The organism is Thiococcus pfennigii, assembly GCF_016583835.1.
In the GTDB taxonomy this organism is placed as follows: domain Bacteria; phylum Pseudomonadota; class Gammaproteobacteria; order Chromatiales; family Chromatiaceae; genus Thiococcus; species Thiococcus pfennigii.
In genome coordinates this window covers 40,478-50,452 of sequence record NZ_NRRW01000028.1, presented here as the reverse complement: position 1 = coordinate 50,452, position 9,975 = coordinate 40,478, and the positions used below count along the sequence as shown (strand labels likewise).

The following is a 9,975-nucleotide window of genomic DNA, read 5'->3' as shown; positions in this document are numbered from 1 at the left end:
AGAGGCTCTCAATCCACTGCGGGTCGAAAAACCACCCGGAGACGTGCCGCGCTCGCCTACGGCGTGCCAGGTCCCCGAGAGGGGACCTCATTCAACAGGTCCTGGCTTTTGGGACCGGACACCGTTGCGTGAACATGATGCATGTCGATGCCGAGACTTGGATGTCCGGGGTCGGGAGCGCCAGTTCCGAGGCCGAGTGGTTCGCCATGCCGAGCATCAGCTATATCGTCAAGAGCGGGCGCGTCTCTTACGGACTGGGCGTCTTCTCGCAAGGGGGCATGGGCGCGAACTATGGCAAGAAGAGCTTCCTCTCGGCGGACCCCGTCTCGGGGGAGCCGACGGGCCTGCCGGACGAGAGCGAGGTGATGATCGGCCGTTTGATCCTTCCGTGGGCACTCGTGGTCAATGACCGCCTGAGCATCGGGGCGAGTTTCGACGCGGTCTACGGTCGGATGACGATGAAACAACTCGTCTCGAGGCAGGGGCTCTTCGACATGGTCCTGCCGGGACGACAGACCCTTGGCGTGGCGACCTTCGACCTCGCCGCCATCGTTGGATTGGGTCCGACCGCACTGCGACTGGCAGGGGCGAACTACGCACACTTCGACTTGGACAAACTCGACGGCTGGGGTGTCGGTGGTCAGGTCGGCTTGGTCTTCCGGGCGAGCGACACCCTGGCCTTCGGCGCGAGTTACCAGTTCGAGACGCACCTAGAGGACTTGGAGGCGGATGACGCCTCGATTCACGCCGGCCGGGGCAGCAATTTCGTTGGCATCCCCGGTTCTGCAGCGATCGAGGACTTCCAGTGGCCGGCCACGATCAAGGTTGGGGCAGCCTGGCAAGCGACGGAGCGGTTGCTGCTCGTCGCCGACATCAAGCATTACCGGTGGTCTGATGTATTGGATTCCCTGAAGATCCGCTTCGAGCCGGACACGGGGGGCACGATCAACATCGAAATGTACCAGGAATGGGATGACCAAACGGTCTTCTCGATCGGGGGCGAGTACCGGCTGACACCTCGGGTCAGGCTGCGCGCCGGATTCAACTACGGCAAGGATCCGGTGCCGGAGAACTATCTACAGCACCTTGCCGAGGCGATCACCGAAAAGCACCTCATGCTCGGCGCCGGTGTTCGGGTGGGAAAGCGAGGGCAGTTCGACCTCGCCTATGTACACGCCTTCGAGGCCGAGGAGACCAACACGAATCCCCTCATCGGCTTGACCAGTTCGATGAGTCAGGACTCGGTCAATCTGAGCTACAGTCACCGCTTCTGAGTAACGGCGGGTCCAAACGGCGGGGCCAGGTCTCGAATCGTGGCATCTTCCCGATCTGACCAGGCAGGCATCAGCGACCTGCGCACAGCGATGGATCGATCGGCTCGACCCCGGGTGCGCCTGGCTCGTCCGCTTCTCGGACGGCCCAGTCGATTACGGCCATAGGGACCGGGCGCCGGTATACCGGCAGTCCCTGGCCAGCGACCGCAGGAAGCTGAAGCCGCTCCCTGCAACAGCGGGCTCCGCATGTGTCATGCGATCAAGAAGATAGTGTCTCGTAATGCAGGCCAAAATGGCCGCCGACTGTTTCGAGAATGTACCCGCCGCTGGCGTAGGCTGCTTCAAGGACCTGGACTCGATCGGGATACAGGCTCACGTGATTGATACCTCGCGCGCATCTCCGCGGGAAGTAATGTGGAACAGAGCGCAGGGAAATTCGATCCTGAGTGGGCGAGCCATCGATCAGACCTAGCCCGAAACGAGCGAGAGACGAGACCTGAGACACCCTCCCCAGCTCGGGGCGGGCGAGATAGCCGATCACCGCTCGCGACAGCGAGCCGGACGCGACGGCCTGGCGTCAGGTGGACGGGTCGGTCTCGCCTGCGTAGAGTGGCGGCTCGCCAACCCGCCAAACGCCTACTGTGATCCGAACGCCGCTGCCGGCCGACTTCACCCCCTTCGATCCGTCCCAGCGCGCCGTCGCCGAGCAGCTGGCGGCGCTGCACGCGGCCCTCGCCGCCACCCCGGCTCGGCCGTCCGGCCCGCCCGGTCGAGGTCTGCTCGGCCGCTGGCGGAGCCCCGCGGACGCAACACCAGTGCCGGGGCTCTACCTCTGGGGTCCGGTCGGACGGGGCAAGACCTACCTCATGGACTGGTTCGTCGAGGCGCTGCCGCTACCCGGCAAGCGGCGGCTGCATTTCCATCACTTCATGCGCGACATCCACGCCTCGCTCGCCGGGCTGCCCAAGCAGCCGGATCCGCTGGAGGTGGTCGCCGAACAGCTACGGCGCGAGGTGCGGGTCCTGTGCCTCGACGAGTTCCTCGTCAACGACATCGCCGATGCCATGATCCTCTACGGCCTGCTGCGCGCCCTGTTCGCCCGCGGCCTGACCCTGGTGACGACGGCCAACACCCCGCCACGCGAACTCTACCGCAACGGCCTCCAGCGACAGCGCTTCCTGCCGGCCATCGAGCTGCTGGAGCGGCATACCCGCGTGGTCGAGCTGACCGGGACGACGGATTACCGGCTGCGCACCTTGACCGCGGCCGGTGTCTACTTCGTCGGGGCCGACGGCGCGGCGAATACCGAGCTGGAGCGCTGCTTCGCGCAGCTCACGGGCCAACATCGATCGCCAGACACGACACTGACGGTCAACGGCCGCAAGATACCGGTGCGCGGGGTCGGCGCCGACGTGGTCTGGCTCGACTTCGCCGCCCTCTGCGGCTCGGCGCGGGCGACCGCGGACTACATCGAGCTGGCCCGGGAGTTCAACACCCTACTGCTCTCGGACGTGCCGGTGCTGACGGCGCGCCACGAGGCCGCCGCGCGACGCTTCGTGCACCTGGTCGATGAACTCTACGACCGGCGCATCAAGCTGATTCTGTCCGCCGCGGCGCCGCTCGCCGAGCTCTACGGCGGAGACCTCGAACACTTCCCCCACGAGCGGCTCCTCAGCCGCCTGACCGAGATGCAGTCGGCAGCCTACATGGCCGCCTGCGCAGGCGAACCGCGGCGGCGCTGATCGAGCGGCGAGCCGTTCATCGGCGCGCGCTCCGGCCGCTGGTCGACTGTTGTTTTGTCATGTCGAGACACATCACATCGACGGAACGCAAACGACGGTGTCAGCACTCGCCTTTTGCCTCTTCGGCTGCGCCAACGATACGGCTGCCCCCGTGCGCAAGGCAGGCCAAAATGGTTCCCGACTGCTTTGCAGCAGTGTACCCGCCGCTGGACTAGGCTGCTGCAATGGCCTGGTCTCGATCGGAGTACAGGCTGATGTAATGGATGTCCTCGCGTGCATCTCCGCGCGAGACAGTGTGGTGCAGAGCGGTGTTGCAGATGGCGGTGTGGCGCTTGCCGCGCTCCACGGCGGAACCCCCGCACGGGCTGAAGTACCGGCTCTATTGCGGGCGTGCCGGGCGTTGTCTGGTGCGTTATGACAACGAGCGCGGCAAGGGCGATCATCGCCATCTCGGCGACCAGGAGGAGCCTTATGTCTTCCGTTCTCTGGTCGGGCTCATCGAAGATTTTCGCGCCGACGTCCGGTGCTTGGCTGGGGGTGACTATGCCTAAGGCGATCGTAGAGGTCTCGCGGCGCGGCGAGTATTTCGACAAGGCGCTGGAACTGGCCCGCCGGGCCGACGCGGGCGAGCCGCTACCGGCGGTTGACTACCATTTGGGCTTCGCCAACGCGGCTCAGCTCTTCGGCGACCTGACGCCGGCGCGCCTGGCTCTCCTGGAGCGGCTCAAGAGCAGCGGTCCGCTGTCGATCAAGGCGCTGGCCGCGCAGCTCGGGCGCAACTACAGCAATGTGCATGCGGACACGACCAAGCTCCTGGAGCTCGGACTGGTCGAGAAGAACGCCGCGGGCAAGGTGCTGGTGCCCTGGGAGGAGATCCAGATCCGGGTCACGCTCGGCGGCGCGGCAGCCGCGTAGCGTCGACGACCATTGAGGTGTGGGGGCATGACGAGATTACGCAAATACGCGGCTGCAGTGGCCTGGTCCCGTCTGGAGTACAGGCTGATGTAAACGATGTGCTCGCGCGCATCTCCGCGCGACGTAATGTGTTGCAGGGCGACGGGAAGTTCGGGTCTGAGAGGACGAGCCGTAAGACATGGCTTAGCCCGAAACGGGCAAAAGACAAGACACCTGCCTCCCTTCGAGGCCGATGATGGCCCGCCGCTCTACAGGTGGCGGTCCGGGTCCATCCGCGCATGCAGTACCCGCACGATACGGATCGCCGAGGGCGTGAGCATGTAATAGACCATGTGCTCGTTTACGCGCAGGGACCGGTAGCCGGGCCGCAGGTCATCACGCGGCTTGCCGATCTTGGGGTTCGCGCGGAGCCGCGCGATCCCCGTATCGATCTCGCGCAGATATTTGTCAGCCTGGGCCTCACCCCATTCCTCGAAGCTGTAGCGCCAGATGTCTTTCAGGTCCTGCCTCGCGCGCGGGCGCGTGACGATCTCAAGCATCCAGCCCCGCTTCCCGCCGCGCTTCGCGGCGGATGTCTTCCATATCGAGCAGCGAGTCCCCGCCGCTTTCCTCGCCTTCGATCAGGGCCTGGCGCAGGGCTTCGAGTTTCTGTTCGCGCTCCTCAAGAAGCCGCAGGCTCGCGCGGACGACCTCGCTCGCGGAACCGTAGCGCCCGCTCTGAATCTGCTGCGCGATGAAGCCCTCGAAATGCGCGCCCAGAGAGATGCTGGTGTTCTTGGCCATGGTGCCGAACCTCCTGTCGTGTACCAAAGAATACCAACATATGGTAAAAGGCCGCAAGCCACACCGTGTCCGAAGGTCGGGTGTGCAGGGAGCGCCGAACTCCGCCGAAAGGCGAAGGCAGGACCTCGCGCAATCGTCCGGGCCCTGCGGCCCGATCTTCTCGTGCGCGACCACCCGAACTTCCTCCAAGGAAGTAGGGTCTTGCGTTTTGCCACTTCCGCTGCGCGAACGATACGGCTGATCCGTGCGTCATGGAGATCAAAATGGTCCCCGCTTCGAGAGTGTACCCGCCGCTGCCTTCGTGCGAGACGGGGTCGTGCGAGACGGGGTCAGCGAGACGGGGTCACAGCGAGACGCGAGACGGGGTCAGACGCGAGACGGGGTCAAGTCTTGCAATCGCGCATTGCGCGATTGCAAGACTTGACCCCGTACCCCCGAGAAGAACGCGGCGGGCAAGGTGCTGGTGCCCTGGGAGGAGATCCAGATCCGGGTCACGCTCGGCGGCGCGGCCGCCGCGTAGCGTCGACGACCATTGAGGTGCGGGGGCATGACGAAATTACGCAAATACGCGGCTCCAGTGGCCTGGTCCCGTCTGGAGTACAGGCTGATGTAAACGATGTGCTCGCGCGCCTCTCCGCTCGACGTAATGTGTTGCAGAGCGACGGGAAGTTCGCGTCTGAGAGGACGAGCCGTAAGACATGGCTTAGCCTGACACCCTCCTCCCCTGCCGGATGGACGCCGCGGCTCCCCGCTCGGTGCAACAATGCAAGCTCTGACCCCTAGCGCTCGCGACAAAGGGTGCCAGAGCGAGCCCTGACCCGGGCCCCACCCCACGCACCGTGAATGGCGCCTTTCGAGATTGCGCCGGTTTACCGCGCCTCAGTCAAAACGGACGTCCGAGATCACGGCACGTTACGGTCCTGCAATCCAAGCATCTTCTCGTACGTTTCGCGCGCATCTTCTGTAGAGGTTTGATGCATTCGCCGCAAACCAGAACTACAGAACCGGGCGAAATTATTCGTGCTAGTTGGCTCCATGCGCTTGTTTCTGCTGGGCTCCACGCGCGGTTGTTTAACTCCGGTTTTTTTCGCTAATGTTGGCATTTGTCTCCCCCACCATTTCTCGCCTCGTAGTCACGCACTGTGTCAGACCCCTTCGTGTACGTAAGATAGGTCACTATAGGCAACGACAACGTGTCGGCGTATAAATACAAAATGTTGACATCAAGATTTTCGAAGGAATCGGCCGGAGCATCGTCGAAATAGTAGGTGGCCGGATGGTCGATCAACAAGAAACCCAAGATCGAACGGCCATCGTCTGGCAGATTCAAGACCTCCACTAAATCGCCCATGAGCCGGTTCCGTTCAGCGTGTTGCCTGAACGTGATTGGAACCGCAAGGTTCGACTTGTGTCCGGAAGAGTGCTGTTCCCCTTTCCAGAACTGGGGCCAACGCTTATCCTTCGCCACCGAACGAAGGATGTTCCCTCGGAAGCGAGAAATCAACCATGAATCCGTTATGGGCTGTCGATACTCCGCTTTAACCCGATCCAAGTGCAAACTTCCATGCTTGTACTCAAGATCCCCTTTTACTGTCTTCGGTATATTATTGTCCAAGTAAGGCAGCCCTGTGTTAACAATCCTCTCGAAGACAGTGTAATCCTTAACCTGCCTATCTTCCCCCTTCTGTCCGCTCCCAGAGATCATCGCAACATTAACGATCTCATCGTAATCCCCCATTATGTGTATACCCACACTTGGCGCAACCTTTGGGCGATGTGCAAGCAAAAAATAGGCCCGAATGCAGGTAGCGTGGTCGCCACACAGTGTCTGGAACCCTGCGTCAACGAACTTCACGAGATCTCGGTAGGCACCCTCAGTGCCAGATGAGTTGGTTTTAAACTCATGCTTGAAATGACGATGTAGCCTCGCACACTGAAACGAGTAGTTCACATACTCTCGCTGGAAATCGCAGAAGCTTCGACGCAGATGGCTCGTTACTTCTTCACTTGAGGCGTGGATAGCGCTTGGTTTGAGAGCGCGCAGAAATCTGAGAGCGGACGTAAGCGAAATATGAAAATCCATCGTTCATCTCCTTCGCTCTTAGCGTTAAGCTTTCCGCAATATGTTATCTATATCAGAATCCTATCGTAACTTTTCAGCTACCCGAGCTTGGGCATGGGCGGCGCGCGAAGTGACAACCGCCCTGGGGATGCAACGGGCAGACCGCCAGCGTTGCCCGCGACCGGCAAGGGCCGCGGGCCGCGCTGGCTTCAGAGGAAGGCGGCCTGACAGATGGCGAGCAGGGTCGCCGGGAAGAGGCCGAGGCCGAGCACGGCGAGCCCGTTGAGCGACATCGCGACGCGCACCCCGCCCGAGTCGGTCAGCGGCGCGTCGGTCGTCGGCTTGTCGAAGTAGATGAGCCAGACGATGCGCAGGTAGTAGAAGGCGCCGATGATCGAGAAGAAGACGGCGACGATCGCGAGCCAGGTCATGCCGATGTCGACGACCGCCTTGAGGACGAAGAGCTTGGCCATGAAGCCGACGAAGGGCGGCACGCCGGCCATCGAGAACATCATCAGGGCCATCACGGCGGCGTACCAGGTGTCGCGGTCGTTGAGGCCCTTCAGGTCGTCGAGGTGCTCGGCGTCGAAGCCGCGCCGGCTCAGGATCAGCAGGATGCCGAAGGCGCCGGCCGCCATCATGGCGTAGACGATGGCGTAGAACATGGCCGCGGCGAAGCCGTCGGCGGTGCCGGCCAGGAGCCCGAGGAAGATGAAGCCGACGTGGCTGATCGTCGAGTAGGCGAGCATCCGCTTGATGTTGGTCTGGGCGATGGCGAGCAGGTTGCCGAGGCCCATCGACAGGACCGAGAGGATCACCAGCATCCCCTGCCAGTCGGACTGGAGCCCGCCGAGGCCGTCGATCAGGAGCCGCACCGCGAGCGCCAGCGCGGCGATCTTGGGCGCGCTGCCGAGCAGCAGGACGACCGGCGTCGGGGCGCCCTCGTAGATGTCCGGCACCCACATGTGGAAGGGCACGGCGCCGAACTTGAAGCCGATGCCGACGACCAGGAAGGCCAGCCCGAAGACCAGGACCAGGTTCTCCAGGCCCTGCTCGGCGACGACCGCGGCGACCTCGTCGAGGGCCAGCGAGCCGGTCGCACCGTAGATCATCGAGATGCCGTAGAGCAGCATGCCGGAGCCCAGGGCGCCGAGGACGAAGTACTTCATCGCCGCCTCGGCGCCGCGCTGGGAGTCGCGATCGAAGGCGACCAGGGCGTACAGGCACAGGGCCAGCAGCTCCAGGCCGAGATAGATCGCGAGGAAGCTGTTGGCCGAGACCATGACCATCATGCCGAGCAGCGCGAACAGCGCGAGCGCATAGTACTCGCCGGTCGCGAGCCCGCGGTCGCGCAGGTAGTCACGCGAGTAGACGAAGACGAGCAGGCCGACGATCAGGATCATCGCCTTGAGGGCATCGCTCAGCGCGTCGCGGACATAGTGGCCCTCGAGGACGACCTGCCGCTCGCCCCCGCCGACCAGCAGGGTCGCCGCGAGCGCCAGGGCCACGCCGATCAGCGCCAGCGTATGCAGGGTGCCCTTCTCGGCCTCCTTGACGTAGAGATCGACCAGCAGCACGGCGCTCGCCAGGATCAGGATCAGGATCTCGGGCAAGACCGGGATCAGATTCACGGTATCGAATGTCATTGGCTCTTTCCGCTCGCTATCCGTTCTTGCCTACAGCTTCGACATCGCGATGTGCTGCACCAGGCCCTGCACCGTGGCGTCCATGACCTCCAGCAGCGGCGCCGGCCAGAGGCCGACGATCAGCACCGCGGCGGCCAGCCCGCCGAGGACGATACGCTCGCGCAGATTGATGTCCGTGAGCCCTGCGACCCCTTCGTTGCCGACCGGACCGAAGACGACCCGCTTGACCAGCCAGAGGGTGTAGGCGGCGCCGAGGATCAGCGTCGTCGCGGCCAGGAAGGCGAACCAGAAGTCGGCCTTGAAGCTCGCCAGGATGACGAGGAACTCGCCGACGAAGCCGGAGGTGCCGGGCAGGCCGGCGTTGGCCATCGCGAAGAAGACCATCAGGGCGCCGAAGACGGGCATGGTGTTGACGACGCCGCCGTAGTCGGCGATCTGGCGCGAGTGCAGCCGGTCGTAGAGGACGCCGACGCAGAGGAACAGGGCGCCCGAGATGAAGCCGTGCGAGATCATCTGGACCATGCCGCCCTGGATGCCCATGACGGCCCCGCTGTCGAAATCGGCGCGCTGGATGATCGCGAAGGCGATGAAGAAGCCGAGCGTGACGAAGCCCATGTGGGCGATCGACGAGTAGGCGATGAGCTTCTTCATGTCCTGCTGAACCAGGGCGACGAAGGCGATGTAGACGACCGCGATCAGCGACATCGCGATGATCAGCCAGTCGAGCTGGCTGCTCGCGTCGGGGGTGATCGGCAGCGAGAAACGCAGGAATCCGTAGCCGCCGATCTTCAGCATGATGGCTGCCAGGATCACCGAGCCGCCGGTCGGGGCCTCGACATGGGCGTCGGGCAACCAGGTGTGGACCGGCCACATGGGCACCTTGACGGCGAAGGCGAGCAGGAAGGCGATGAAGATCAGGATCTGCTCGGTCATCCCCAGCGGCAGCGTATGGAAGGCGAGGATGCTGAACGAGTCGGCCTTGAAGCCCATGTAGATCAGCGCGATCAGCATGAAGACCGAGCCGAAGAAGGTGTAGAGGAAGAACTTGATCGTCGCGTAGATCCGGTTCGGCCCGCCCCAGACCCCGATGATGATGAACATCGGGATCAGCATCGCCTCCCAGAAGACGTAGAAGAGGACCGCATCGAGCGCCGAGAAGACGCCGATCATCAGCCCCTCCATGATCAGGAAGGCGGCCATGTAGTGCGACGGCCGCTGCTTGATGACCTCCCAGCCGGCCAGGATGACGAAGATGGTCGTGAAGGTCGTCAAGAGGATCAGCGGCATCGAGATGCCGTCGACGCCCAGGTGGTACTCGACGCCGAAGCCCGGGATCCAGGGCGCCCGCTCGACGAACTGCATCTGCGCCGTCGAGCTGTCGAAGGCGAGCCACAACGGCAGGCTGAGCGCGAAGGCCGCCACGGCGACCGCCAGCGCCAGCCGCTTCGAGAGCTCGGCCGCCTGATCGCCGCTGGCCAGCACCGCGACGCCGCCGAGGATCGGCAGCCAGATGACCAGGGTCAGAAGGGGAACATCGAATTGCATGCCAGTCC

Annotated in this window: 9 protein-coding genes; 4 read left to right on the top strand and 5 right to left on the bottom strand. The window is 63.5% G+C overall.

The window, feature by feature from the left end:
* The first annotated feature begins 134 nt into the window (after window positions 1-134).
* The 4 genes from CKO41_RS10800 to CKO41_RS10785 all read left to right on the top strand — a co-directional run bounded on the left by CKO41_RS10800 (window position 135) and on the right by CKO41_RS10785 (window position 3,931).
* A complete protein-coding gene (locus tag CKO41_RS10800; protein WP_420826472.1) occupies window positions 135-1,274 on the top strand; it encodes an OmpP1/FadL family transporter in 1,140 nt (379 codons plus the stop codon).
* A gap of 641 nt (window positions 1,275-1,915) precedes the next feature.
* On the top strand, window positions 1,916-3,016 hold the full coding sequence (gene zapE, locus CKO41_RS10795; RefSeq protein ID WP_200382228.1) for a cell division protein ZapE: 1,101 nt from the start codon (window positions 1,916-1,918) through the stop codon (window positions 3,014-3,016).
* A 317-nt stretch (window positions 3,017-3,333) separates the two neighbouring features.
* Window positions 3,334-3,567, top strand: a complete 234-nt coding sequence (locus CKO41_RS10790; protein WP_200382231.1) for a toxin-antitoxin system TumE family protein — start codon at window positions 3,334-3,336, stop codon at window positions 3,565-3,567.
* The gene (locus tag CKO41_RS10785; RefSeq protein ID WP_200382226.1) at window positions 3,560-3,931 is read left to right on the top strand and encodes an HVO_A0114 family putative DNA-binding protein; all 372 of its coding nucleotides are present in this window, start codon (window positions 3,560-3,562) and stop codon (window positions 3,929-3,931) included. Before CKO41_RS10790 ends, CKO41_RS10785 begins: the two co-directional genes overlap by 8 nt.
* 248 nt (window positions 3,932-4,179) lie before the next feature.
* On the opposite strand, the gene CKO41_RS10780 is transcribed toward CKO41_RS10785, so the two are convergent.
* From CKO41_RS10780 to CKO41_RS10760, 5 genes are all read right to left on the bottom strand, one after another.
* Complete coding sequence (locus CKO41_RS10780) at window positions 4,180-4,470, bottom strand: type II toxin-antitoxin system RelE/ParE family toxin (RefSeq protein WP_200382225.1); 291 nt, start codon at window positions 4,468-4,470, stop codon at window positions 4,180-4,182.
* Window positions 4,463-4,714 carry a type II toxin-antitoxin system ParD family antitoxin gene (locus CKO41_RS10775; protein ID WP_200252409.1) on the bottom strand — a complete coding sequence of 84 codons (252 nt, stop codon included), beginning with the start codon at window positions 4,712-4,714 and terminating at the stop codon, window positions 4,463-4,465. The genes CKO41_RS10780 and CKO41_RS10775 overlap by 8 nt, the downstream gene beginning before the upstream one ends.
* 1,090 nt (window positions 4,715-5,804) lie before the next feature.
* Window positions 5,805-6,797: a hypothetical protein gene (locus tag CKO41_RS10770; RefSeq protein WP_200382224.1), complete on the bottom strand. Its 993-nt coding sequence runs from the start codon at window positions 6,795-6,797 to the stop codon at window positions 5,805-5,807.
* A 188-nt stretch (window positions 6,798-6,985) separates the two neighbouring features.
* On the bottom strand, window positions 6,986-8,422 hold the full coding sequence (gene nuoN / locus CKO41_RS10765) for an NADH-quinone oxidoreductase subunit NuoN (RefSeq protein WP_200382223.1): 1,437 nt from the start codon (window positions 8,420-8,422) through the stop codon (window positions 6,986-6,988).
* Between the two features lie 30 nt (window positions 8,423-8,452).
* Window positions 8,453-9,967, bottom strand: coding sequence for an NADH-quinone oxidoreductase subunit M (locus CKO41_RS10760; protein ID WP_200382222.1), 1,515 nt, complete (start codon window positions 9,965-9,967; stop codon window positions 8,453-8,455).
* Window positions 9,968-9,975 lie beyond the last annotated feature (8 nt).